Below are 24,206 nucleotides of genomic sequence, written 5' to 3' on the forward strand. Positions count from 1 at the left end.
ACCCATGACCGTGTCCACCAACCCGTCCGTCGCCGACCTGGTCGCCGCCGTGCACGGACCGGTGCTGCTGCCCACCGACGCCGGCTTCGCCGAGGAGGTCGCCGTCTGGAACGTGGCGAACCCGCACAGACCCCTGGTCGCCGTCGGCGCCACCAGCACCGCCGACGTCGCCGCCGCGATCCGCTGGGCCGGGCGACACGGGCTCCCGGTCGCCGTCCAGGCCACCGGCCACGGCGCGGTCCGCCCCGCCGTCGACTGCGTCCTGATCACCACCCGGCGCATGCAGGACCTCACCGTCGACCCCGCCGCCCGCACCGCCCGCGCCGCCGCCGGGGTGCGCTGGTCGTCGGTCATCGAGGCGGCCGCGCCGCACGGGCTGGCGCCGCTGAACGGGTCCTCGTCGCAGGTCGGCGTCGTCGGGTACACCCTCGGCGGCGGCCTCGGCCCGCTCGGGCGCACGTTCGGCTTCGCCGCCGACCACGTGCGTTCCGTGCAGATCGTCACCGCGGACGGGGTCACCCGCACCGTCGACGCCGGCCACGAGAGCGACCTGTTCTGGGCGGTCCGCGGCGGCAAGGGCAACTTCGGTGTCGTCACCGCCATCGAGTTCGACCTGTTCGACGTGCCGGCGCTCACCGGCGGCGGGATCTACTTCCCGGCCACCCACGCCGCGGAGGTCCTGCACGCCTACCGGCAGTGGGCGCCGGGCCTGCCGGAGCGGATGAACACGTCCCTCGCCATGCTGCGCCTGCCCCCGCTGCCGCAGCTGCCGGAGCCGCTGCGGGGCGCGTTCGTGGTGCACCTGCGGGTGGCGTACCTCGGCGACGCGACCGACGCCGAGCGCCTCCTCGCGCCGATGCTGGCCGCCGCGCCCGCCCTGCTTGGCGGCGTCGGCGAGATGCCCTACCAGGCCGTCGACGCGATCCACCAGGACCCGGTGGACCCGACCCCGACCCGCGAGCGCGGGGTCCTGCTGGGCGAGCTGACCGCGTCGACCGTCGAGGGGCTCCTCGCCGCCGCCGGGCCGCAGGTCGACGTGCCGCTCATCATGGTCGAGCTGCGGCACCTGGGCGGTGCGCTGGGCCGCCCGCCGGCGGTGCCGAACGCGGTCACCGGCCGCGACGCCGCGTACTCGCTGTTCGTCATCGGGCTCGGCGTGCCCGAGCTGGTGCCCGTCGTCGACGCGGTCACCGGCGCGGTCCTCGCCGCCGCCGGCGACGCCACGGTCCCCGGCGGGCTGATGAACTTCTCCGGCGGCGCCGGCCCGCAGGAGCTGCAGGCCAACTGGTCCCCGGCCGACCGTGACCGGCTCCTGCGGGTCAAGCGCTCCTACGACCCGACGAACGTCTTCTCCACCAACCAGGCGATCCTCGCCTGACGGCGCCGTTCCCTGCCGGTGCACGCCCGGCGCCGCCGCGGTTCCATGCGCGGCGGCGTCGCGGCTTCATGCACTGCGGCGTCGCGGCTTCATGCGCGGCGGCGCCTTCGGATCAGCACGACGGTGAGCCAGACCAGCATGGACACGGCCCAGCCGACGACGAACACGGTCGTGGCGAACCACCTGGCGAGCGGGAACACCGCCGGCGCCGGTGACGGGCCGCCGAACGCACCCGCCGCGACCAGGTCCGCGGCCACGTCCAGGTCCCAGATGACGCCGGTCGGCTTGCGTAGCAGCACCTTCGTCCCGCCGCGCGGTCCAGGGCGAGCAGGTCCACATCGGACACCGCGCGGTAGCCGTCCGGCGCGTCGTACGACGGCCCCTCGTACGGCGACGTCTCGTCGACGTAGCGGACCACGACCGCGGTGCCGTCGCGCTGCCACCCGGCCAGCTTGGCGCTCGCACCGCCGAAGGTCGCGAAGGTGGCGCCCGGCGCACCGGTGGCGCTGGACACCACCGTCAGCCGCCAGGACCTGGCGTTGCGCTGCGTGTGACCGCAGTCGGTGGTGCACCCGGCGACGACGGTGAACACGCCGATCCCTGCCCCGTCGGCCGTGTACGCCCCGGCACCGCCGAGCCGCGCGCCCGCCCGCTGCTTCGGCGCCAGCGTGGCCAGCGCCGCCCGTACCGCGACGCTGTCGGTGACGGCACCCGCCTCGTCAGGCCCGGCCCGCTCCGGCGGTCGCTGCGTCTCCAGGTGCACGGTGCGTCCCCGGTGCCGCCGCCACGCGGACACGTGCTGGTGGTAGAGGGCGCGGCGGACGTACGCGTCAGGGTCCCCGCCGGCCGCGATCCGCGCCCACCGCCCGACCACCCGCAGCAGCGTCTCCTGCACCAGATCCTCGGCCAGATGCCGGTCCCCGGTCAGCAGGAACGCGATCCGCGACAGCGCGGCGACCCGCTCCCGCACGTACGCCAGGAACGACTCCTCTGCGTCCACGTCCACCTCCACACTGCTGACACGTAACCATGCCCGTGTTTGGAGGGGCACCGGCAGAACCTGTCCTCGCCCGATGCCGGACGTGCCGGGCACGGCCGCGCCGGGTGGGTTCGTCACCAGGCGGGCACGCAGTGTTGCGTCGATTTTTGCGTCGGTTGGGTAGGGCGAGTATCAAGGGGGCAAGAGAAGTTCGATCGTGGAACTATTTGGCGTCGAGGGGTATGGGCGTGGGCACACGAGTGGCAGCTGTCGTCACCAGTCGGATCGGCGCGGTGCTGATCCTGCTCGTCACCGTGGGGCTGACGGCGCTGGTGTTGCTCACCTCGCCTGCGCAGCCGGAGGCGGTGCCCGGTGACGGGTTGCCGGCCGGGAAGCAGTCGACCAGGGTGACGGAGCTGGCCGACCGGTTCGCCAGCGGGCGCACCGATGTCGCCGTCGTGGTGTACGAGCGACGCGACGCACTCCTCACCGACGCCGACCGGGCCGCGGTCGAGCAGGCCCGCACGGCGCTGAGCGGCACCGCGGGCGGTGGGCAGGTGCCGGCGGCCGTGGTCGCCGAGGACGGGCGAGCGGCGTTGCTGGCCGTGACGCTCGGCGGGGACGGCGACGCGCTGTCGGCGGCGGTGGACCGGCTGCGGGAGGTCGTGCACGCCGGGGGAGCGTTGCCGGAAGGGCTGAGCGCGCAGGTGACCGGCGGGCCCGCGTTCGGGCGGGACATCTCCGCCGCGTTCGACGGGGCCGACGTCACGCTGCTGGTGGCCACCGCCAGTGTCGTGGCGGTGCTGCTGCTCATCACGTACCGCAGCCCCCTGCTCTGGATCGTCCCGCTGGTGGTCATCGGGGCCGGGGACCAGGTGGTGGCGAAGCTGCTGCCGTGGGTCGCGAAGCTGGTCGGTGAGCGCACGGACGCCTCGGTCGGCGGCATCGTGTCCGTGCTGGTCTTCGGTGCCGGGACGGACTATGCGTTGCTGCTGATCTCGCGGTACCGCGAAGAGCTCCGTCACACGCCGCAGCGCCGGGAGGCGATGGCGGTGGCGCTGCGCAGCGCGGCGCCGGCGATCGTGGCCAGCGCGGGGACCGTGATTCTGGCGCTGCTCACGCTGCTCGCGGCGGTGCTCACGGCCAACCGGACGCTCGGTGTGGCCGCGGCGATCGGGGTCGGGGTGGCGCTGGTGTTCGGGCTGGTGGTGCTGCCGGCCGCGCTGGTCAGCCTCCCGCGCGGGATCTTCTGGCCGTTCGTGCCGCGGCTCGGCGGGCAGGACCCGACGACCAAGGGGCTGTGGTCCCGGGTCGCCCACGCCGTCGGTCGGCACCCTGCGAGGGTCCTCGCCGGCGCGGCGCTCGTCCTCGCGCTGCTCACCACCGGGCTGTTCAGCACGTCGATCGGGCTGGCGCAGACCGAACTGTTCCGCACGAAGGTCGAGTCGGTCACCGCGCAGGAGGCCCTCGCGCGGCACTTCCCGGCCGGGTCGTCGCAGCCGGTGACCGTCATCGTCGCCGCCGGGGCCACCGACCGGGCCGTGGCGGCGGTCAGGGAACTCGACGGCGTGGCCGCGGTCGCCCGGCCCGAGCGCTCCGACGACGGCACGCTCACCAAGCTGCGCGTCGACCTGCGGGCCGCGTCCGGCACGGAGGCCGCCGACAGCACGGTGCGCCGGCTCCGATCGACCCTCGCCGGCATCGCCGGCAGCGACGCGCTCGTCGGCGGGGCGCCCGCCGCGGACCTGGACAAGCGTGACGCGTACGCCCGCGACAACAGGGTCGTCGTCCCGCTGGTGCTGCTCGTCGTGCTGCTCGTGCTCGTGCTGCTGCTGCGCTCCATCGTGGCGCCGCTGCTGCTCCTGCTCACCGTCATCGTCAGCTTCGCCGCCAGCGTCGGGGCGGCGAGCCTGGTGCTGCGGCTCGGGCTCGGCATCCCGGCGCTGGACGCTGGAGTGCCGCTGCTGAGCTTCCTGTTCCTCGTGGCGCTCGGCGTGGACTACAACATCTTCCTCGTGACCCGGGCGCGGGAGGAGGCGGCGGCGCGCGGCGAGACCCGCGCCGGGGTGATCCGCGCGCTCGGGGCCACGGGCGGGGTCATCACGTCCGCGGGCATCCTGCTCGCCGCGGTCTTCACGGTCCTCGGGGTCCTGCCGGTCATCGTGCTCACCCAGATCGGGGTCATCGTCGGCATCGGCGTCGTCCTGGACACCCTCGTGGTGCGGACCGTGGTGGTGCCGGCGATCGCGTTGCTGCTGGGCGAGCGGTTCTGGTGGCCCGCCCGGCCCGCCGACGTCGCGTCGCAGCACGTCGCGGCCGACAGCGGGCGGCACGTCGCCGCGGTGTCCCCTGGGCGGCATGCAGGATGAGGCGTCAGCCTTGGTACAGCCTGAGGTAGCGCTCGTTCAACGCGCTCGCATGCTCGCCGATGACGTTGTGGGCGTGGCCCTCGCCGGCGGGAAGGACGTCGTGGACGAAGGTCGCGCCGGCCGCCGCGGCGAGCCACGCGGGCACCGCCTCGGCCCGGGTCGCGTCGACGACCGTGTCGCCCGGTGACGTCACGACGGCCACGTGCCGCAGCGCGCCGGTGACCGGTGCCGCCGGGAGGTTCGCGGCGACCCGCAGGTACTGGGCGACGGCCGTGAAGGAGTAGCCGCGCTCGTTGACCCGGTCAGGGGGCAGGCGTAGGCCGTACAGCGTCGTGAGCGGCCGCAGCAGCGCCGCCGGCACCCGGCCCGCGTGCGGCGCGAACAGCGGCGTGATCAGCAGCAGGCGCGCCACCTGGTCGCCGCGGTGGGCGCCGAGCCACGTCGCCAGGGCGGCACCGGCGGAGACCCCGACGACCCCGACCTCCTCGCCGAGGGCGGCTGCCACGTCGAGGGCCTCACCGGCGTACCGCAGCAGCTGCGCCGCCGTGAAACCCCGATGTGCGCCCGGTTCGGCGGTGCCGTGCCTCGGGGCCGTCGGGGCGTACACGGTGCAGCCACCCTCGTAGAACAGCTCGGCGAGGGCGGCGACCTGCCGGGGGCTGTGCGTGTAGCCGTGCAGCAGCAGCACCGCCCGGTCCGTGCGCCGGCCGTGGGTGCGCAGCAGCGTGCCGGGCCCGTCGCCGTTGCCGGCCGCTGCGATCGCCTGGTCGAAGGTGAGGGCCCGCCGCGGCGCCCGCTGCAGCAGCCGCCGGCGCAATGGCCAGCCGCCGGTCGGGGTGTACCGCCGCATGTGTCCTCCGCAAGAAATGGGCAAAGAGCCCGACGGCTGGTGTGCTGCCGGCCGTCGATGGTCGCATCATTGGTCATGGAAGCGATGACGGGGGCGTCGAACTCGCTGACCGCGGCTGGTGGGCCCTACGTGTGGATCTACGCGGGCCTCGCCTGCTGCGCGGTCGGCGCGCTGGTGTGGTGGCGCCGGCACAACTACACCCGCGGGCCGGTCGTCCACGACCTGAACCCGCTGCACCTGGCCCTGCTCAACGGCGGCGCCGGGCAGGCGGTCGCCGCGTCGCTCGGCGCGCTGCGGGCCGCCGGTGCGGTGCGGGTCGTCGACGGGGCGCTGCGCACCGACGCGGTGCCGCACGACCTGGCCTCGGAGCTGGACCTCGCGGTGTACCGGGCGGTCGCGGGCGGGCACTCGCCGCAGAGCATGTCCGCCACCGACCCCGGGGTGCGGCGGCTGATCGGCGCCGCCGGGCGGTTCCTCATCGGCGAGGGCCTGATGCTCGGAGCGCGGGAACGCCGCCTGGTCCGCGAGGCGACGGTCCCGGTGTTCGCGGTCGCGCTGCTCGGGCTGACGACCAGCCTGGTCGCGTTCGAGGCCGGCAACACCGGCACCGGGGTGTCGCTGATCGAGTGCGCCGGGGTGACCGTCGTCGCGGGCCTGGTGCTCCTGCGGGTCGACCGGCTGCCGGCGCGGACCCGGGCGTTCCTGGCCCGGGCCCGCGCCGAGGCCGCGTTCCTGGCACCGTCGGCCGAGCCGGTCTGGGCGGCGCACGGGCCCGAGGTCGCCGGGCTCGGGGTGGCCCTGTTCGGCGTCGAGAGCCTGCACGGCATCGACCCTGACGTGCTGGCCCTGTGCGCCCCCTCGGCCGGCGGGCCGGACACGTCCGAAGGTTCCCGCGCCACCGGCGGCTCCGACGAGGTCGACCGGTCGATGTACAGCGGCGGCCCGACCGGCCCCGTCCACTGGTACGACGCCTACGGCGACCGCGACGTCAGCTGGGGCGCCGGCGACGGCGGTGGAGGTGGCAGCGGGGGAGACGGTGGTGGCGGCGGGGGAGACGGCGGCGGTGGCGGGTGAGCGCGGTGGCTACTGCGCGGACCAGCCGCCGTCGGAGGTGAGGACGGCGCCGTTGATGTTGACGGCGTCGTCGCTGAGCAGGAACGTGATCGAGGCCGCGATCATGTCGGCGTCGGCGAGGCTGGGCATGGACTCGAGCTGGCCGCCGATGCGTTCCTGGCCGAGTGCGGAGTCGAAGCTGGACTCGATGCTGGTGATGACGCCGCCCGGGGCGACGGCGTTGACGCGCAGGCCGCTGGGGCCGTACATGAACGCGGAGCTCTTGGTCAGGCCGACCACGGCGTGCTTCGACGCGGTGTAGGCCAGGCCCGCCGCCGACCCGCGCAGCGCCGCCTGGGAGGCGGTGTTCACGATCGAGCCCCGCCCGGCGGCGAGCATGTGCGGGATGACGGCGCGGCTGAGCTTGAACGTGCCGTCGACGTTGATCCGCATGACCCGCTCCCAGACCTGGTCGGTCACCTCGTGCAGCGGGGTCATGTTGTCGGCGACCCCGGCGATGTTGGCGAGGCCGTCGATGGCGCCGCCGGCCGCGGCGACGATCGCGGCGATGTCGCCCTCGGCCGTGATGTCGCCGGTCACGGGCACGACGTCGAACCCGTCGAGCCGGATGGTGAGCTCGGTCAGCCGGTCAGGTGCGATGTCGACGGCGATGACCCTGCCCCCCTCGCGGGCGATCCGCGACGCCGTGGCCTGGCCGATGCCGGCGCCCGCCCCGGTCACGATGACCGTCTTGCCGTCGAACCGCCCCGGCGTCACGCGCTCGACCCATGCCGCCGGCTCGACACCCCGCCCGCCGCCGCCCTGCGCCTGCGTGCCCGTGCCGCGCTGCGCGGGTTGCTGTTCGGTGCTCGACGCGGCCTGCGCGGTGTCCGGTATGCCCTGCTCGGCGGCGCGGACGCGGGCCACCAGGTCGTCGACGGTGTCCTGGGTGAGCCGGCCGCGGCTCATGGCGACCAGGCGCTGCAGCGCGAAGCGCCGGACCGGCTTGAGCACGGCGGTCGTCATCCCGCCCTCCTCGACCATGGCAGCCAGGATCGGGCCGCCGACGGGGTGGGCCAGCCAGTCGGCGATCGACGACTTCGCGGTGAGCGGTGCTGCCATGGTCCCTCTTCCCCAGCTATGCGGACACGCGTGTCCGGTTGTGGGGCAGTATCCACGAAGGGCCGCCTGCCGGCCAGCCCCAGATCGCCTCAGGCCGGGTTGATGCCCATGAGTCGCCACGCCTGCTCGACGAGGTCCGGGCGGCCGGCCGGCAGGGTGCCCATCAGCGCACCCGTCAGCAGCGTCACCGCCAGCATCACGTCGTCGACCGTGTAGTGCGCCGGCACGGTGCCCGCGACCCTGGCCGCGTCGATCGTCGCCTCGACCGCCGCCCGCAACCGCCGCTCCAGGGCCACGCTGCGCGGGTCGGCGGCATGGCGGGTGATGAGCTCGATGAACGCCGCCGACACGGTCGCCTGCTCCACCACCATGGCGAGGACCGCCGCGAGGGTCGCGCCGTCGGCGACGGCCGCCTCGATCTCGGCCAGGTTGCCCTCGAACGCCACGAAGGCGAGCGACTCGCGGGTGGGGAAGTGCCGATACAGGCTGCCCTGCCCGACCCCGGCCCGCTTCGCGATCGCGTTGAGCGGCGCGCCCAGGCCCTGCTCGGCGAAGACCTCGCCGGCCGCCCTGATGATCGCGGCCCGGTTGTCCGCGGCGGCCGCGGGTCCCCGGTTCGCCCGCCCGCCGCCCGTGCCCGCCATCGCCGCAGTGTATGGCAGCGGCGGCGGGGTCCTGTCGGAACGGTGACGGAAGCGGGCCGGGACCGTGATCAACATCTATCTTCGGGCACATGGTCCGGGTACGCGTCGCGTCCGCAATCGTCGGCCTCATGTCGGTCCTGCTCGGTGCCGCACCGGCGGCGGCCGGGCCGCCGACCAGGGTGCGGTTCGCCGCGGCCGGCGGCAACGCCTGCGCCGAGGGCGGCACCGTCGGCACGGTCAGCTGGGACGGCACCGCGCCCATCTACCAGGTGCACATCGGCGGCGTCGTGACGGCCCGGATCACCGGCGACCCGGACTGCTCGCCGCTCAACGACGCGCACACCGAGGCCACCTACACCGCGTACACCGGCGGCTGGATCGTCGCCCGGGAGTACGCCGACGTCTGGGACGGCACCCTGCAGCTCGACCTGGATCTCGTCGCGCTCGCGGTGATCGACCTCGTCGTGGTGGAGGTCTGCTGGCCGCCGGACATCCAGACGCCGGAGCACACCATTCCGGACCGGTGCTTCAGCGACGAGATCGCGGTGACCCGCGCGCGGACGTGAGGACTGTTAGCATCGCCCGCTATGGTGACTGACCGGCAGCGCCGAACCCTCGACTCGGCGTATTCGGGTCGGGACAACGCGTTCAACTTCCTGCGGTTGACGTTCGCGTTCGCCGTGCTGGTCGGGCACTCCGACGTGCTCGGGTTCGGCGAGGCCGGCAACCCGTTCCGGCTGCCGCTGGACCTGGGCGGCTTCGCCGTCACGGGGTTCTTCGCGCTGTCGGGCTTCCTGATCACCCGCAGCGGTCGCCGGACGCCGTTCTTCCGGTACTGGTGGCACCGCGGCCTGCGCATCTTCCCCGGCCTGTGGGTGTGCCTGCTGGTGTCCGTCGCGGTCGTCGGGCCGTTGCTGTGGGTGCACGGGCACGGCGGCATCGGCGGTTACTGGTCCGCGCAGAAGGGCCCGCTCGACTACTTCCTGCACAACTTCTACGCCGACCCCCGCCAGGACTCGATCGGCGACATCCTCGCGGGCCGCCCGAACGGCGCGCTCAACGGTTCGCTGTGGACCCTCAAGTACGAGCTGGCCTGCTACGTCCTCGTCGGCGGCCTGGCGGTGGTGGGGGTGCTGCGCCGGGCCCGGGTCCTGGTCGCGCTGATGGCCGCGGCGGGCATGGCCGTCATCGTCTACGACTGCTTCCGCGACCCGCAGGCCGTCGGGCCGCTCGCGTCGCTCGCCAGCCGGTTCACGGTCCCGCTCGGCGGCACGTTCCTGACGTTCCAGTTCGTCGTGCTGACCACCGCGTTCCTGCTCGGCGCGACGGCTGAGCTGTACCGCGGCATCGTCCCCCTCAACGATGCCCTCGGCGCGGCCAGTCTCGCCGCCGTCGTCGCCGCCGTGCACTGGGGGCTGCCGCTGCTCGGGCCCGCCCTCATCGCCTACGTGTACCTGCTGCTGTGGCTCGGCATCCGGCTGCCCGCGGTGTTCCGCCGGGTGGGGCGCACCAACGACTACTCCTACGGCGTCTACATCTACGCGTTCGTGGTCCAGCAGACCCTCGGCGTGTACGGCCTGCCCGGCCAGGGTCACTGGGTGTACCTCGGCGGCTGCGCCCTGGTGGTCCTCCTGGTCGCGGCGGCCTCGTGGCACCTGGTGGAGAAGCCGGCCCTGAAGCTGAAGGACTGGACGCCGTCGTGGGCGCGGCGCGGGGTCGCGGCGGACGGCGACACGCGCGCGGCGGAGATCGCCGCCGACCTGCCGCCCGCCGCGCACCCAGCGCCGGTCATCCCCGCACCCCGCGCGGCAACCGCCGACACCGCCGAACGCACCGGGGCGTAGCGCCTGCGCGGTGGATCGCAACTACCCGGTGGATCGCTGTACCCAGGGGTGCAGGGATCCACCGGGTAGTTGCAGCAGCCGCTAGCCGGTGCGGTAGGCGCCCGGCGGGGTGCCGACCTCGCGGCGGAAGGCGGCGCCGAACGCGAACTCGTCGCTGTAGCCGACCGCCGCGGCGACCTCGGCGAGGGTGCGGCCGGGCTCGTCGCGCAGCATCGTGGCGGCGAGGTCCATCCGCCGGCCCTCTTGCCTGGCTCGCCGCCGCCGAGGCCCGCGTCCTGGACGCGGCCGGGGTGCGGGGTGCCGTGATCCGGCCGCCGATGGTCTACGGCGACGGCGCGGGGCCGGTCGCGGGCCTCGTCGGGCAGGCCCGCGCCGACGGCGTCGCCCGGTACGCCGGCGACGGCGCCAACCGCTGGTCGACGGTGCACGTGGCGGATCTGGCGGTGGCGTACGCGACGGTGCTGGAATCGCGTGCAGGCGGTGTGTTCCACGCGGCGGAGACGTCGCCGGAACCGATGGCGGCCCTCGTCGAAGCGGTCGGGGCGGCGGCCGGGGTGCCGGTGCGGTCCTGGTCGCTGCAGGAGGCGGTGCAGACCCACGGGCCCCTTGCCGCGTACCTGGCGATGGACGCGGCGCTGGACGCCGGCCGGTTGCGCGGGCTCGGCTGGAGCCCGCGGTTCGGCGAGACCGTCGGCGGGATCCGCGGCGCGCTGCTCAACCCGGCGCAGGGATACGCCTGACGACGTCGTGGGCCAGGCGCAGCAGGTCCGGGACCGCGGGGTGGGTGACCGGCTCGCGCCAGGCCAGGACCACGTCGACGGGCGGGGCGTCGGTGAGCGGGACGTAACGCACCGCCGGGTTCGGGTGCATGGCGGCGGTCCCGGCGGTGGTCACGCCGACCGCGTCGCCGGCGATGATGACCGACAGCCAGTCGTCGGTGTTCTTCACGGGCACGACGTGGGACGGTGCCGCGCCCTGCGGCCACAGCGCGAGGGTGGTGCTGCCGGTCACCGTGTTCAGGGCGACGGGCCGCGTCGCGAGGTCGGCGAGCGTGAGCGAGGTCCGCGAGGCGAGGGGGCTGTCGTCGGCGACGGCCGCCAGGCGCGGCTCCTGCATGAGGTGCGCGACGGTGACACCGGGCACGTCGGGCACGCCGACCGGGCCGCGCAGGACGGCGACGTCGACCGCGCCGGAGGCCAGCCCCGCGCTGCGCTCGTCGAGGCGGAGCACCTCCAGCACCGTCCCGGGGTGCGCCCGTTTCCAGCGCCGCTGCAAAGAGGTGGTGTACGCCCCCAACGCCGACCACGCGTGCCCCAGCCGGACCGGGAGCCCCCGTGAACGGTCGGGGTCCAGGGCGTGCTCCACGGCAGCGACCGCGGCGGCGGCGTTGCGCCGGAACTCCGCCCCGCCGGGGTCAGCGCGAGGTGGTGGGTGGAGCGGTCGACGAGGCGGACCCCGAGGTGCGCCTCGAGCTGCTGCAGGGTGCGGGTCAGCGCCGGCTGCGTCAGGTGCAGCCGGGCCGCCGCGCGGGTGAGGTTGCCCTCCTCCGCGATCGCGAGGAATCCTCTGAGGTGCCGCAGCTCAATGGTCATGCGTGAGCAGCATAACCACCGGCGAAGCGGCATTTCACAAGATCCGTCGCGGTGCATAGCGTTCGTGGCGTGACCGACGTCCTGGCCGTGCCCGCACCGATCGCCGCCGAGACCACCCGCCGCGCGGGCGGGGTGTGGCGGGTCCTCGCGTCCCAGACGTCCGTCCACAGTGGAGCCGCGGTCGCCACCACGCTCTTCCCGCTCGCCGGGGCGGCCGGGGTCGTCTCGCTGCGGCTCGTCATCGGCGCCGCACTGCTGGTGGCGGTCGGGCGGCCGAGGCTGCGGGGGTACACCCGCCGCCAATGGATCCTCGTCGGTGTCTTCGGTGCGGTCCTGGCCGGGATGAACCTGGCGTTCTACGTGGCCATCGCGCGTATGCCGATCGGCCCGGTCGTCACCCTGGAGGTGCTGGGGCCGCTGACCCTGTCGGTGGTCACCGCCCGCAGCCGGGTCGCGTGGCTGTGGGCGCTGCTCGCCCTCGCGGGGGTCGCGCTGCTCGGTGGCGGCGGCTTCGACCAGCTCGACCCGCTCGGCGTCGGCTGCGCGTTCCTGGCCGGCACCGCGTGGGCCGGCTACATCATGCTGTCGGCGCGGACCGGCGCGAACTTCCCGAAGCGCGACGGCCTCACCCTCGCCATGCTGGTCGCCGCGCTGCTCGCCCTGCCGGCCGGCGTGCTCGACGCGGGCGCCGCGCTGCTCGAAACGAAGGTGCTCGCCCTCGGCGCGGCGGTCGCGGTGCTGTCCTCGGTGCTGCCGTACACGTTCGAGCTGACCGCGCTGCGGCGCCTGCCGACGTCGACGTTCGCGGTGCTGATGAGCCTCGGCCCGGCGATCGCCGCCCTGGCCGGCTTCGTGATCCTGGGTCAGGCCCTGCACCCGGCGCAGATCGCGGCGATCGGGCTGGTCGTGGCCGCCAGCGCCGGTGTCGTGCTGTGGAAGGACCGGCCCGCGCTCACGGCGTGAGGTGCGCCAGGCCGCTCACCGCCGTGCTCACGCCGAGCGCGGTCACCACGGCGGCGGATGCGACCGGCGCCCAGCGGGCGGGCCGGCCGGTCGCCGCGACCCGGGACCGTTCCAGGGTCGTTCGGGCGCTGACGAGGATCAGGCCGGACCCGACGAGGACGGCGGCCAGGCCGAGGCCGAACGCCGCGATCATCCCGAGGCCGAGGGCCGTGCGGTTGAGGCCGGCGGCGAGGAGCGGCCCGGGTCGAACGCGTCGTGGAACTCGACGCTGCGGGCGCCGGCCGGCAGCGGCGCGGTGAGGGTGACGGTCACGGTGCCGCCGGCCGCGGTGAGCAGCTGGTACGGCGCCGCGGTGTGCCCGGTGACGGTGAGCGGCACCGTCGCGCCGTCGACGCGCAGCGTGAGCGCGGAGGCGACGCCGGCCGCGTACCACGCCTCCTCCGCCGCACTGATCGCCCGGTCACGGCCGGTGTCGACGGCCTTGGCGAACGCCGGCGCGACGAGGGCCCCCGGGGTCAGGACCAACTCGACGGTGAGGTCCGACGTCGTCGGGGTCAGGTACGCCTGCTGGATCACCTCGTCGGTGGGGTGCGCCGCGGCCGGCCCGGCGAGCAGCAGCGGCGCGAGCCCGCCCAGGACGGCCGCTGCCCAGCGCACGCGCGTCACGAGCCGAGGCCGGCGCCGTAGTTGTTGCCGGGTTCGCGGTAGATCGAGCGGATGCGGGTGGTCCCGCCGGCGTCGGCGGCCTGCTCCCGCTGGTGCGCGAACTCGATGACGAACGCCGGGCCCTGCACCCGGTAGTAGATCGGCCGGCCGATGGTGGTCGCGCCGTACCAGGCGAACGTGACGGAGTCGAGGTCCTGCTCGACGGCGGCGAGCTTGGCGGCGGCCTCCCCCGGGTGCAGCGGGGCGATCCACTCGCCGATCAGGGCGAGCAGCAGCTGCCGCTGCGCGCCGGTGAACGTCGACGCCTTCACGCCCTCCGTGGCAGGCGTCCTGCCGTCCTGGCCGGCGCCGAGCACGATCTCCCTCACCGGCGAGGCGAGGAACGCCGCCTCCCGCTGGGTCGCGTCGAGCGCGCCGATGAGCGCGAACACCTTGCGGGTCTCGCCGCACAGCGGCTCCGCGCCGGTGCCGCCCGAGGCGAACGACGCCGGTTGGGCGCCCCACAGCGTCGGCGCGAGCGTCATCGCGGTGCCCGCGACGGTGACGTTGAGGGCCAGGTAATGCCCGCCGCACTGGATCGTCCACCTCCCGGTGGCGGCCGGCGCGCCGACGAGCCGGATCCAGGAGTGGCCGGCGCCCTGCGCGGCGGCCGAGATCCGGGTGACCTGCCCCGGTAGCCCTCGTCGCTCAGCGCCACCCTCAGCACGTTCTGTGCGGCGGCCCGCTGCGCCGTGCTCAGCTTGTCCACGCGCAGCCCGGCCCGCTGGAACAGCCGGTCGGGCAGATCCGACCACAGCGCCAGGTTCGCCGGGGTCCGCTCGGCCTGGACCGCGGACCGCTGGGCCGCGTCGAGCGTGCCGAGGAACGCCCGCGTCGCGGCGAGGGCCGCCGCCGCCGCGTCCGGGTCGGTGGAGGCGTCCGGGGCCGTGGAGGCGTCCGGGGCCGTGGAGGCGGCGGGGGCGTAGAGGCGGCGGAGGACGTGGAGGCGGCGGAGGACGTGGGCGCGGCGGACGGCGGTGTCGGCGGTGCTCCCGCCGGACGAGCAGCCGGCGACGAGCGCGAGGAGCAGCCCGGCGGTCGTCCCGGGCGCGCCGCGGCCGGGACGGCGGTGACGCAGCAGCACGGTCGGAGCTCCTGATAGCGACAATACGGACGTTTCCGCACACACTAGCAGTGTCAGGCGGTCGGCAGCCGGATGGTGACGACGGTGCCGTGCGGGTCGTTCGGGCCGGCGGTCACGGTGCCGCCGTGCTGGGCGGCGGTCTGCGCGACGATCGCCAGGCCGAGGCCGGAGCCCGGCATGCCACGGGCGGCGGCGGCCCGGTAGAAGCGGTCGAAGACGTGCGGCAGGTCGTCGGCGTCGATGCCCGGCCCCGTGTCGGTGACCGTCAGCCGGACCCGGCCGCCGCCGTCGGTGGACAGCTCGGTGTGCACGACGCCGCCCGGCGGGCTCCACTTCGCGGCGTTGTCCAGGACGTTGACCAGCATCCGCTCCAGCTCGTTCGGCCGGCCGTGCACGGTCACCGGCCGCACGGCGAGGGTGAACGTGACCGCCGGGACGCGGATGCGGACCCGGTCGACGGCGGCGTCCACGACGTCGGTCAGCTCGACGTCCTCGGCCGGCTCCCGGGTGGTCTCCTCCCGGGCCAGCTCGACCAGCTCGGTGGTGAGCGCCGCCAGCTCGCCGACCTGTGCGTCGAGGTCCCGCAGCAGCTTCGCCCGCTCCTCCGGCGGCAGGCGGTGCGCCAGCTCGGGCTGCCGCTCCACCGCGAGCAGCAGCTCGATGTTGGTCCGGATGCTGGTCAGCGGCGTGCGCAGCTCGTGGCTGGCGTCCTCGACGAGGGTCCGCTGCGCCTGGCGGGCGGCGCCGATCGCGGCGAGCATCGTGTTGACGGACTGGCCGAGGCGGGCGATCTCGTCCACGCCGTGGATCGGGACCGGCCGGTTGAGGTCCATGGTGACCGCGACGTCCTCGACGGCCTTCGTCAGCTGCTGCACCGGCACCAGGCCGGCGCGGGCGACGGTGCGGCCGAGCGCGGCGGCGCCGCCGATGCCGAGGATGCAGCTCGCGGCCATGAGCAGCCCGAAGACGGTCAGGGTCCGGTTCGCCGGGGCCTGGTCGACCGCGACCTGCACGGCGCCCCCGCCGCGGGCCGCCGGGACGGTGAGCATCAGGTAGCTGTGCCCGTCGAGGTACACCCGCTCCTGCTGCCGGGGCGACTGCCCGGACGCGACCCGCCGGGCGCCCTCGGTGACGGGCAGCGCGTTCGTGGAGCCGCCGGCGACGGTGGCGTCCCGGCCGAGGACCTGCCAGCGGGGGCCGATGTCGCGCCAGTGCCGCAGGTCCCGGCGGCCGCCGGGACCCGGCGGGCCGTCGCGCCACTGCTCCGGCTGGGCGGCGATGGACCGCGCGTCGGTCTCCAGCTGCGACTGCAGCTGCTGGCGCTGGATCTGCGAGACCGCCGCGAACGCGATCCCGGCGACGGTCAGCACCGCGGCCGCGACCGCCGCGGTCACCAGGAGCGACAGCCGGTCGTGGAGGGTACGCCGGCGCCACCACCGCGCGAACAGCCGCTTCACAGTGGCTCCTCGCGCAGGACGAAGCCGACCCCGCGCACCGTGTGCAGCAGCCGGGGGCGGCCGTCGGCCTCCAGCTTGCGGCGCAGGTAGCCGAGGTACACGTGGATGCTGTTGGACGTCTCGCCGAAGTCGTAGCCCCACACCAGCTCGAACAGCACCCCGCGGGTCAGCACCTGCCGCGGGCGGCGCAGGAACACCTCGAGGATGGCGAACTCGGTGCGGGTCAGCCGCAGCGGGTGCTCGCCCCGCCACACCTCCCGGGTCGCCGGGTCCAGCCGCAGGTCGGCGAACGCCAGGATCTCCGGCGTGCCGGGCGCCGGCGAGGGCGGCGCGGCGAGCAGCGAACGGCGCAGCAGCGCCCGGATCCTCGCCAGGAGCTCCTGCAGCGCGAACGGCTTGACGAGGTAGTCGTCGGCGCCCGCGTCGAGCCCGGCGACCCGGTCGCCGACGCTGTCGCGGGCGGTGAGCATCAGCACCGGCACGAGCAGGCCCTCACCCCGCAGCCGCCGGCACGCCTGCAGCCCGTCCATCCGCGGCATGCTCACGTCCAGGACCATGGCGTCGGGCTCGTCGGCACGGGCGGCGTCCAGGGCCTCCTGCCCGTCCCGGGCGGTGTCGACCTGGTACCCCTCGAACCGCAGCGTCCGCGCGAGGGAGTCCCGCACGGCGGCGTCGTCGTCCACGACCAGGATCCGCATCTGCCAGCTATACCTCATGGCGGGCGCGACCGGGACCGGTCACGACAGGTGGGCGGCGTCGAGGGCGGCCTGGAGGGACTCCTTGTAGCCCTCGCTGGTGACCGTGGCGCCGGAGACGGTGTCGATGTCGGCGCTCTGCGCGGCCAGGGTCTCCCGGGTCAGGATCGGCAGGGCACGGGCGTTGATCTGGCGGTCCCGGCCGTTGGCGTCCGGGTACACCGGCACCTCCACCGCCGTGATCCTCCGGTCCGCGACGGTGATGGTGACCTGGACGTCACCCCACCGGGTCGGCGCGACCGAACCCTGGTAGGTCGTGCCACCGCCACCGCCACCGCCACCATCACCGGTGCCGCCGGTGGCGGTGGCGGCGCCGGTGGTGGTGGACGGGCTCCCGGCGCCCATCGTGCTGGTGCGGTAGCTGAACAGCAGCACCACCGCGGTCAGGGTCGACAGCAGCCACAAGGTGATCCGTCGCAACGGGGCGGTCCTCTCCGGTTACCAGGCGAACTGTTCGGTGTGCACCCGCCGCGCCGGGACGCCGGCACCGCGGGCGGCGGCGCGGGCCGCCTCCGTCCACGCGTCCGGGCCGCAGACGTAGACCTGGGCGCCGGCGATCCGCGGCGCGAGCCGGCGCAGCGCGGTGACGTCGCCGGCGCCGGCCAGGTCGTGCGGCAGCCACGACGGCCGGTCGGCGCGCGGGCCGTGCAGGTGGACGACGCGCACGCCACGCTGCCGGGCGAGCCAGTCCAGCTCGCCGCGGAACGCCACCTCCGCGGCGCTGCGCGACCGGTAGATCAGGGTGGCCTCGCCGAAGCCGTAGGGCAGCTCGCCGAGCAGCGCCAGCAGCGGCGTCACGCCGATGCCGCAGGCCAGCATGACGACGGGGCCGCCGGTGTACGTCGCCCCGGTGAGGCGCCCGTACGGGCCCTCGACGAGCGCCCGGGTGCCGGGAGCGAGGCCGGCCACGCGGGCGCTGCCGTCGCCGAGATCCTTCACGGTGATGCGCAGGATCCCGGTGTGCGGGGTCGCGGACAGCGAGTACGGGTGCGACCGGCTCCAGCCCGGGCCGTCCAGGAACCGCCACTGCAGGAACTGCCCCGCCCGCACCGGCAGCTCGTCGAGGCGCCGGCCGGTCAGGTAGACCGACGTCAGGCCCGGCCCCTCCGCCACCACGTGGCTCACGGTCAGCCGGTGCCGGGCGTTGCGCCACACCGGCAGCCCGATCCGGTAGACCAGCACCGCGCCGGCGGCCGCCGCGTAGAGCGTCCACCAGTACACCGTGGACAGCGGCGAGGCGAGGAAGTCCGCGCCCGTCCAGAGCTGGTGCGGCAGCGCGAGCCCCACGCCGAGGTAGGCGTACAGGTGCAGCAGGTGCCACGACTCGTACCGCAGGCGGCGCCGCGCGGCCCGCATCGAGGTGACCGCGACCACGACCAGCAGGACCGTGCCCGCGGTCGCGAGGAGCATTCCCGGGTAGTCCACGACCATGTCCCACAGCTCGGCGAACGCGTTCGCGTCCGCCGCGGCGGCGTAGCCGAGCGTGATGAGCAGGACGTGCGCGAGCATCAGGTGCAGCGAGCCGAACCCGGTCCACCGGTGCCAGCGGGCCAGCCGGTCCTGGCCGAACGCCCGCTCGACCAGGGGAATCCGCGCCATCAGCAGCACCTGGAGCAGCAGCAGGTCCGAGCCGAGCAGGCCGGTGAGCCGGCCCGCCGCCGACAGCGCGCCGGCGCCGCCGCCCACGACCTGCTGCACGCCGCCGTTGCCGGCCCACAGGGCGGCGACGACGAGCAGGCTCAGCACTGCGGTCTGCTTCGCCGCCGCCGCTGTCGTCATGCTTCCGACGATCGTGCAGGGACGTGAGAGGAACGTCGGGTCAGGCTAAAGGTTTCATAAGAAGTCAGCCCGTCAGGTTCTGCCAGGCGTCGGCGGGCAGCAGGTACCCGGCGCGCACGTTCGCCAGGTCGGCCAGGACCACCTTGGCGAGGTAACCGGTGCGGTGCGGGTACAGCCGGTCCAGGGTCGCGGCGTCGAACGGCTGGTGCGTGCCGAACAGCCGGCAGAACGTCTCGCCGGTGTTGTCGCCGGTGTTCAGCGCCGTCGGCACCGACACCTGCGACAGCCGGATCCCGCCGGCGGCGAGGCCGAGCGCGTCGCGGGTCTTCGTGCCGTCGGCGTTGAACAGCAGCGGCGGCGCGACCGGCGGCGGCGTGCCGCGCCGCACCCAGCGCACCAGGTGCTCGTACGCGGCGGCGACCACGTGGTCGAGCGGCACCCGGCTGAACGGCGGCGAACCGCACGTGTACTGCGGCGCGGCACCCAGGTCCCGCACGGAGATCGGCGCCCGGTACTGCTGCCCCCGCCACCCGGAGTGCGCGGCGCCGGCCACCTCCCACCGGCGGAACCCGTCGGTGTCGGCGGGCCGCTGCGGCGTGCGCACGTCGGTCTCCGACAGCACCTGGAACACCGGCTCGGCGCCGGCACGGGTCGGTGCGGTGCCGACGATGAAGGCGTACCCGTCGAAGACCGGCGCCACCTTCGGCAGGATGCTCTGGTAGTACACCGTCATCCTGCCCGCCGACTGGGACGCGCCGACCGCGAGGGTGGTGCGCACCCGCAGGCCGCCCATCGCCGGACCCTCCGTGACCGCCGCGGCAGCCTGGGCGTAGATGTCGTAGGACAGCTCGTCGGCGGTGAACCGGCCGCCGCCGGTCACGTCGAGATCGCCGTAGCGGGCCGGGCTCCAGCCGCGCAGCTGGTCGACGCCGACGCGCTGCGCGGACACCCCGATCCACGCGTGCCCGGCGCGGGTGATCGCGTCGGCGTCCCACAGCGCGTCCAGGTCGTATCCTGCGGTGACGTTCTGCCACTCGACCAGGGCCGTGCCGCTGAACCGGACCTGGTGCACCGGGCGGCGGACGACGACCCGGGTCCGGAACGGCACGCCCGTCGCGACCTGGTTGCCGGCGGTGTCGTAGGCGTCGGCGGCGCCGGAGACGACGAACTCCTGCTCGACGTAGCCGACGGCGGCGAGGTCGTCGGTGGTGGAGAAGAACGGGTAGGTGTCGCGCACGTCCGGTGAGCGCGGGTCGCCCGGGACCGTGCCGGGCAGCGGGCCGCTCACCGTCGCCCGGCCCAGCGGTGTCCTGCCAGGCTCGGCGGCGCCGGCCGGTCCTGCCGCGGCGACCAGGCCGAGGACCATCGTGACGGCGACCGCGAGGCGCGCCGATGCATAGGGTGCCATGGATGCCACCTTGGCCCGGTGCCGGTCGCCGGGCATCGGTGGAATCGCCGGTGCTCCATCGTGACGCGGTCGCTCAGCCGGGTATCAGCGCCTCGATGGCCTGGTTCGTAGCCTCGGGCGCGTGCACGTGCGGCCAGTGCCCCACACCGGTGATCTCGACCCCGCGCACCCCCGCCGGCAGCCGGTCCAGCCGCGCGGGGATGTTGGCCCGCACGCACACCGCCGGCACGGTGACCGCGTGACCGCCAGGCGCCTCCTCGCCGAGCCCGACCCACGCCGCGCCATCACCCTGTACGCCGTCCTCGTCACCCACATCGCCACCCGCACCGCACCACTGCTCGCCGTGCTCCTCGGCGCCCAGTCCACCGACCCGCACCTGGACGAGTTCGTCACCACCATCGAACGCGAACGCCGCGAGGGCAACGAACGCTTCGCGCCCACCTCGCCTCGACCGGCGCCCTCACCGTCCCCAGCGACCGCGCCGTCGACCTGCTCTGGCTCTACACCGCCCCCGAAATCCACCACCGCCTCGTCACCCAACGCCGCTGGCACCCCGACACCTTCACCACCTGGCTCACCGAAACCCTGCACCACCACCTCCTCGGCACCACATCCTGACCACTGCCGAACCATGACCCCAGCGTCGACAATGAATCCACGGATGTCGACGGCAAGGGAGACCACGGATGGATCATCTCCAGGTGTACGCGCCCGCCCAGGGGCGGGGCGAGGTCCAGACCGGCCCCGGCGACGTGCTGAAGATCAGCCGGTCGCACAACGTCGTCGTCGGCCGGGACAACCACGTCGACCTGCGGTACAAGTACACAATCGAGCGGGTCACCGTGAGCGCCGCAGCATGCCAGGCGATCCAGGAGGCGTACGAGATCTTCGGAGCCACCCGGGACAGGACGAAGGCGGTGACGAGCCGGGAGTACAGACACTTCCGCGACCTCCTGGACCGCCGTCTGGAAGCCTGCCGTCCGGCGCGCGAGCCGCGTCGCGAGGTCGTCGATGAGGCAGTGCCGGAATTCGACCGTATTCAGATCGAGGACTCGGCCGGCGTCACCGTTGGTGACGGCAACAACGTCACCAGCGTCACCCATGCGACCGCAGTGCAGGCCGACGTCGACTTGTTCGCGCTGGTGTTCGAGGATGCCCAACTGGCGCGTGATCTCTTCGACGCGCTTGCGCCGGATGCGGATGCGGACCCGCAGCCGCAGGTCATCGACAGCGTCCATGCGGCGCTCGATCGGCTCGGCGCGGAGGAGATGGTGGCCTTCACCGGTGTGGGTGGCACGCTCGGGCCGGGCGGCGTGTGTCAGACGGTGATCGGCGCGGGTGCCGTGACGCTGGGGACGAACAACTGTGTCGCGCGGTCGTACGGATCCGCCACGGTGGGTGGCGTCGAAGCAGCGGAGGCTTTCACGACGGTGGCGTCGGTCCGGGAGGTCGGGCCGGGTGATGTCCGTCGTCTCATGGCGGCCGTCGACGGCACCGCGAAACAACTGTCCGATCGGGGGGTCCTGGACGTCTTCACTTTCGAAGCGTTCCGCGAAGAGGTCGACGAGGCACTGGCTGTCGTGGCCGGCGAGATCGACCTGCCGGCGGACGCGTTCGCAGCCGGGCACCGTGGGCCGATCAAGGGCTGGGACCAGGAGCAACTGGCGATCCTCCGCAAGGAACTGGAGCATGTCAGTCGCGAGGCATTGCAACGACTGCAGGAGGATGCCATTTCCATACCGCCCCCGCCCGGTCCGATCGTGCTGACCGACGTGCCCGACCCGGCCGGGGAGCGGCGCAGACTCTTCGGGAATCTGTACGTGAGGCCCGACGGCCCTGAGTCGCCGGCGTCCGGGCTGTCCGTCTTCGACCGGTGAGGCAGGACGTTGGTCAGGTGGCGGAGAGGGCGTCCTCGACGGTGGGGTAGCGGGGGAGGATGCGGTCGAGGTTGGTGATGTGCAGGACGTTGTCGACCATGGGGCTGGTGCCGGCCAGGCGGAGCCAGCCGCCGGTGGCGCTGAGGTCGGATCTGGTGCGCACGAACAGGTTGAGGCCGCTGGAGTCGCACATCGGCACCGCGGACAGGTCGAGGACGACGCGGTGGGGTGGGCGGCCGGTCAGTTGGGTGAGGGCTTCGGCGAGCGGGGCGAGGGTGTCGTAGAAGACCTTGCCGCGCACCGTGACGACGGCGGCGCCGTCGCGTTCGCCGACGTCGGCGGTGACGCGCTCGTCGGTGAGGCGGTGGGAATCGTCGCGCTCCAGGGAGAACTCCACGAACCGAGCCTAGCGGGAGCGCCGGGCGGGCGCAGGAGGGTCGTTTCCGGGGCGGCGCGGATGGGAATCCGTTACACCGGTTGCGGGTGAGTGCACGCGCGGCCGGTGTGACGGGTGGGTCGCGGACGCGACCGTGTTTGGTTTGCCGAGGGGTGAGCGGGACATGGCGGCGACGGTGGAAGCGCGCTGGTTGGAGGCGTTCAGCGCGATCCTGGACGGATCGCATCTGTTCCAGCCCGACGGGTTGGCCACGGCGGTGGACGCGGCGCTGGCGCCGCTGGGGATCGGGGCGACGATCTACCTGGTCGACGAGGAGCAGCGCACGCTGCGGCCGGTGCCGAGGCCGGGGCGTCCGCTGCCGGCGCCGCAGCCGTTGGCCACGACGCCGGCGGGGCGGGCGTTCGCGATGGTCGCGTCGGCGCCGACCGGGGACGACGGGTGGTGCGTGCCGATCGTCAACGGCACGGACCGGCTCGGGGTGGTCGAGTTCGTGGTCGCCGAAGGTGAGACGCAGTTGCGGGACGGGTCGCTGCGGACGCGGTACGAGACCCTCGCGGGGCTGATCGGGCACCTGGTGACCGTCACCTCGCACAAGGGTGACTTCCTGGCCCAGGTGCGGCGGTCCCGGCCGATGGCGCCGGCGGCGGAGCTGCTGCGGCAGCTGCTGCCGCCGCTGACGTCGGCGTGCGACCGGATGGTGATCAGCGCGATCCTGGAGCCGTGTTACGACGTCGGCGGCGACGGGTTCGACTACGCGATCGACGGCGCGCGGGCCAGGATCGTGATCCTCGACGCGGTCGGGCACGGGCTGGCGGCGAGCCTGGCGTGCGGGGTGGCGATGTCGGCGATGCGGGCGGTCCGGCGGGCCGGTGGGGACCTGCGGGAGCAGGCCCGGGCGGCCGACACGGCGCTGACGGAGCAGTTCCCCGACAGCCGGTTCGTGACCGCCGTGCTCGCCGAGCTGGATCTGGACGAAGGGCGGCTGCGGTACCTCAACGCCGGGCACCCTCGGCCGCTGCTGCTGCGCACGGGGCGGGTCGTGCGGGACCTCGCCGCGGGACGGCGGATGCCGCTCGGCGTCCACGACGACGTGGAGGTCGCCGAGGAGGACCTGGAGGGCGGCGACCGGCTGCTGCTGTACACCGACGGGGTGACCGAGGCCCGCGACGCCCGCGGCGACCAGTTCGGCGTCCAGCGGCTCATCGACCTCGTCGAACGGCACGCCGGTGCCGGGCTGCCCGCGCCGGAGACACTGCGCCGGCTGGCGCACGCGGTCGCCGAGCACCAGGGCGGGGCGCCGGCCGACGACGCGACGCTGGTGCTGGCCGAGTGGTCGCCGGTGGCCGCTCGGCGCAGCACGCCGTACGCCCGCCGCAACGACGACAACGGCAACACCCGCGCTGGGTGAGCAGGTGTCACGGGGGCGTGGCGGGGTAGGTGTCCGGTATGCGAGCAGATGAGTTCCCCGCCCCGGTATCGGACCCGGAGGCCGAAGGGCTGCCCGGCGTCGCCGACGACGACTCGACCGCGTGGGACGAGGTGGAGTCCGGCCGGATCGCGGACGGGCCGGACCCGGGGCTGCTCCCGATCGACCGGGACGAGCGGCCGCTGGGCCTGGACCACTACGGGACCACCGCCCGTGAGGCGCTCGCCGGTGAGCCGCTGGACGTGAAGCTCGACCGGGAGGTGCCCGACACGTCGTCGGACGGGCCCGGCGCCCCTGTCGCGGACCTTGACGCGATCGATGAGGACGCGGTCGAGGACATGCCGCCGGTACAGGTCAACCGGGACTCGGCGGTCTCGGTGTACGACATGGGCACCGGCCGTGGCACGGTCGGGCGGCTGGTGGCGGCCGAGGACGCACCCGGGCAGGACGGGATCGCCGTGGACGCGGGCCCCGCGGGCGGCGGCGCCAGCGCCGAGGAGGCCGCGCTGCACGAGGTGCCGTAG

At 74.4% G+C, this 24,206-nt stretch carries 27 protein-coding genes and 1 pseudogene; 10 read left to right on the top strand and 18 right to left on the bottom strand.

Annotated features, from left to right (window positions below):
- Positions 1–4: 4 nt before the first annotated feature.
- A complete protein-coding gene (locus OHA72_RS30015) occupies positions 5–1,378 on the top strand; it encodes an FAD-binding oxidoreductase (RefSeq protein ID WP_327011141.1) in 1,374 nt (457 codons plus the stop codon).
- A gap of 112 nt (positions 1,379–1,490) precedes the next feature.
- Here the strand turns inward: OHA72_RS30015 and OHA72_RS30020 are convergent, their stop codons facing one another.
- Positions 1,491–2,378: a sigma factor gene (locus tag OHA72_RS30020; RefSeq protein WP_327011142.1), complete on the bottom strand. Its 888-nt coding sequence runs from the start codon at positions 2,376–2,378 to the stop codon at positions 1,491–1,493.
- 227 nt (positions 2,379–2,605) lie between these two features.
- Between OHA72_RS30020 and OHA72_RS30025 the strand changes: the two genes are divergently transcribed.
- Positions 2,606–4,726, top strand: coding sequence for an MMPL family transporter (locus OHA72_RS30025; RefSeq protein WP_327011143.1), 2,121 nt, complete (start codon positions 2,606–2,608; stop codon positions 4,724–4,726).
- Between the two features lie 4 nt (positions 4,727–4,730).
- Here OHA72_RS30025 and OHA72_RS30030 read toward each other — a convergent pair whose 3' ends face one another.
- Entirely contained in the window at positions 4,731–5,576 is an 846-nt protein-coding gene (locus OHA72_RS30030) for an alpha/beta hydrolase (RefSeq protein ID WP_327011144.1), read from the bottom strand.
- A gap of 75 nt (positions 5,577–5,651) precedes the next feature.
- On the opposite strand from OHA72_RS30030, the gene OHA72_RS30035 reads away from it, so the two are divergent.
- Positions 5,652–6,650, top strand: coding sequence for a TIGR04222 domain-containing membrane protein (locus OHA72_RS30035; RefSeq protein ID WP_327011145.1), 999 nt, complete (start codon positions 5,652–5,654; stop codon positions 6,648–6,650).
- Between the two features lie 9 nt (positions 6,651–6,659).
- On the opposite strand, the gene OHA72_RS30040 is transcribed toward OHA72_RS30035, so the two are convergent.
- Both OHA72_RS30040 and OHA72_RS30045 read right to left on the bottom strand, forming a co-directional pair.
- Positions 6,660–7,751, bottom strand: coding sequence for an SDR family NAD(P)-dependent oxidoreductase (locus OHA72_RS30040; RefSeq protein WP_327011146.1), 1,092 nt, complete (start codon positions 7,749–7,751; stop codon positions 6,660–6,662).
- A gap of 89 nt (positions 7,752–7,840) precedes the next feature.
- Positions 7,841–8,395: a TetR/AcrR family transcriptional regulator gene (locus OHA72_RS30045; RefSeq protein ID WP_327011147.1), complete on the bottom strand. Its 555-nt coding sequence runs from the start codon at positions 8,393–8,395 to the stop codon at positions 7,841–7,843.
- Between the two features lie 89 nt (positions 8,396–8,484).
- Here OHA72_RS30045 and OHA72_RS30050 point away from each other — a divergent pair, with 89 nt between their 5' ends.
- Positions 8,485–8,961: a hypothetical protein gene (locus OHA72_RS30050; RefSeq protein WP_327011148.1), complete on the top strand. Its 477-nt coding sequence runs from the start codon at positions 8,485–8,487 to the stop codon at positions 8,959–8,961.
- Positions 8,962–8,982: 21 nt separating this feature from the next.
- Positions 8,983–10,239, top strand: coding sequence for an acyltransferase family protein (locus OHA72_RS30055; protein WP_327011149.1), 1,257 nt, complete (start codon positions 8,983–8,985; stop codon positions 10,237–10,239).
- Positions 10,240–10,320: 81 nt separating this feature from the next.
- On the opposite strand, the gene OHA72_RS30060 is transcribed toward OHA72_RS30055, so the two are convergent.
- Complete coding sequence (locus OHA72_RS30060; RefSeq protein WP_327011150.1) at positions 10,321–10,470, bottom strand: helix-turn-helix domain-containing protein; 150 nt, start codon at positions 10,468–10,470, stop codon at positions 10,321–10,323.
- A gap of 71 nt (positions 10,471–10,541) precedes the next feature.
- Here OHA72_RS30060 and OHA72_RS30065 point away from each other — a divergent pair, with 71 nt between their 5' ends.
- The gene (locus OHA72_RS30065; protein ID WP_327011151.1) at positions 10,542–10,979 is read left to right on the top strand and encodes a Rossmann-fold NAD(P)-binding domain-containing protein; all 438 of its coding nucleotides are present in this window, start codon (positions 10,542–10,544) and stop codon (positions 10,977–10,979) included.
- On the opposite strand, the gene OHA72_RS30070 is transcribed toward OHA72_RS30065, so the two are convergent.
- Positions 10,954–11,604, bottom strand: coding sequence for a LysR substrate-binding domain-containing protein (locus OHA72_RS30070; RefSeq protein ID WP_327011152.1), 651 nt, complete (start codon positions 11,602–11,604; stop codon positions 10,954–10,956). The genes OHA72_RS30065 and OHA72_RS30070 overlap by 26 nt on opposite strands.
- Before the next feature lie 95 nt (positions 11,605–11,699).
- Positions 11,700–11,888 (bottom strand): annotated as a pseudogene (locus OHA72_RS30075) (helix-turn-helix domain-containing protein); the annotation flags it as partial.
- 12 nt (positions 11,889–11,900) lie between these two features.
- Here OHA72_RS30075 and OHA72_RS30080 point away from each other — a divergent pair.
- Positions 11,901–12,794: an EamA family transporter gene (locus OHA72_RS30080; protein WP_327011153.1), complete on the top strand. Its 894-nt coding sequence runs from the start codon at positions 11,901–11,903 to the stop codon at positions 12,792–12,794.
- Here the strand turns inward: OHA72_RS30080 and OHA72_RS30085 are convergent.
- From OHA72_RS30085 to OHA72_RS30130, 10 genes are all read right to left on the bottom strand, one after another.
- The gene (locus OHA72_RS30085) at positions 12,784–12,987 is read right to left on the bottom strand and encodes a hypothetical protein (protein ID WP_327011154.1); all 204 of its coding nucleotides are present in this window, start codon (positions 12,985–12,987) and stop codon (positions 12,784–12,786) included. The two genes, OHA72_RS30080 and OHA72_RS30085, sit on opposite strands and share 11 nt — an antisense overlap.
- Entirely contained in the window at positions 12,984–13,451 is a 468-nt protein-coding gene (locus tag OHA72_RS30090) for a hypothetical protein (RefSeq protein WP_327011155.1), read from the bottom strand. The genes OHA72_RS30085 and OHA72_RS30090 overlap by 4 nt, the downstream gene beginning before the upstream one ends.
- Before the next feature lie 5 nt (positions 13,452–13,456).
- Positions 13,457–14,080, bottom strand: coding sequence for a DUF3500 domain-containing protein (locus OHA72_RS30095; protein WP_327011697.1), 624 nt, complete (start codon positions 14,078–14,080; stop codon positions 13,457–13,459).
- Positions 13,981–14,583 carry a DUF3500 domain-containing protein gene (locus OHA72_RS30100; RefSeq protein ID WP_327011156.1) on the bottom strand — a complete coding sequence of 201 codons (603 nt, stop codon included), beginning with the start codon at positions 14,581–14,583 and terminating at the stop codon, positions 13,981–13,983. Before OHA72_RS30100 ends, OHA72_RS30095 begins: the two co-directional genes overlap by 100 nt.
- Positions 14,584–14,636: 53 nt before the next feature.
- The gene (locus OHA72_RS30105) at positions 14,637–16,040 is read right to left on the bottom strand and encodes an ATP-binding protein (RefSeq protein WP_327011157.1); all 1,404 of its coding nucleotides are present in this window, start codon (positions 16,038–16,040) and stop codon (positions 14,637–14,639) included.
- On the bottom strand, positions 16,037–16,738 hold the full coding sequence (locus OHA72_RS30110) for a response regulator transcription factor (RefSeq protein ID WP_327011158.1): 702 nt from the start codon (positions 16,736–16,738) through the stop codon (positions 16,037–16,039). Before OHA72_RS30110 ends, OHA72_RS30105 begins: the two co-directional genes overlap by 4 nt.
- 39 nt (positions 16,739–16,777) lie before the next feature.
- Entirely contained in the window at positions 16,778–17,215 is a 438-nt protein-coding gene (locus OHA72_RS30115) for an FMN-binding protein (RefSeq protein WP_327011159.1), read from the bottom strand.
- A gap of 18 nt (positions 17,216–17,233) precedes the next feature.
- Positions 17,234–18,574 (bottom strand): ferredoxin reductase family protein, encoded by a 1,341-nt coding sequence (locus OHA72_RS30120; RefSeq protein ID WP_327011160.1) that lies wholly within the window; start codon positions 18,572–18,574, stop codon positions 17,234–17,236.
- Between the two features lie 64 nt (positions 18,575–18,638).
- Positions 18,639–19,982 carry an alpha/beta hydrolase domain-containing protein gene (locus tag OHA72_RS30125; RefSeq protein WP_327011161.1) on the bottom strand — a complete coding sequence of 448 codons (1,344 nt, stop codon included), beginning with the start codon at positions 19,980–19,982 and terminating at the stop codon, positions 18,639–18,641.
- Between the two features lie 73 nt (positions 19,983–20,055).
- A complete protein-coding gene (locus OHA72_RS30130; RefSeq protein ID WP_327011162.1) occupies positions 20,056–20,358 on the bottom strand; it encodes an alpha/beta hydrolase in 303 nt (100 codons plus the stop codon).
- A 310-nt stretch (positions 20,359–20,668) separates the two neighbouring features.
- On the opposite strand from OHA72_RS30130, the gene OHA72_RS30135 reads away from it, so the two are divergent.
- A complete protein-coding gene (locus OHA72_RS30135; protein ID WP_327011163.1) occupies positions 20,669–21,859 on the top strand; it encodes a hypothetical protein in 1,191 nt (396 codons plus the stop codon).
- Between the two features lie 13 nt (positions 21,860–21,872).
- Here OHA72_RS30135 and OHA72_RS30140 read toward each other — a convergent pair whose 3' ends face one another.
- Positions 21,873–22,256 carry an STAS domain-containing protein gene (locus OHA72_RS30140; RefSeq protein WP_327011164.1) on the bottom strand — a complete coding sequence of 128 codons (384 nt, stop codon included), beginning with the start codon at positions 22,254–22,256 and terminating at the stop codon, positions 21,873–21,875.
- 163 nt (positions 22,257–22,419) lie between these two features.
- Between OHA72_RS30140 and OHA72_RS30145 the strand changes: the two genes are divergently transcribed.
- Complete coding sequence (locus tag OHA72_RS30145; protein WP_327011165.1) at positions 22,420–23,664, top strand: PP2C family protein-serine/threonine phosphatase; 1,245 nt, start codon at positions 22,420–22,422, stop codon at positions 23,662–23,664.
- A 38-nt stretch (positions 23,665–23,702) separates the two neighbouring features.
- A complete protein-coding gene (locus OHA72_RS30150; RefSeq protein WP_327011166.1) occupies positions 23,703–24,206 on the top strand; it encodes a DUF5709 domain-containing protein in 504 nt (167 codons plus the stop codon).

The organism is Dactylosporangium sp. NBC_01737 (assembly GCF_035963215.1).
Taxonomy (GTDB): domain Bacteria; phylum Actinomycetota; class Actinomycetes; order Mycobacteriales; family Micromonosporaceae; genus Dactylosporangium.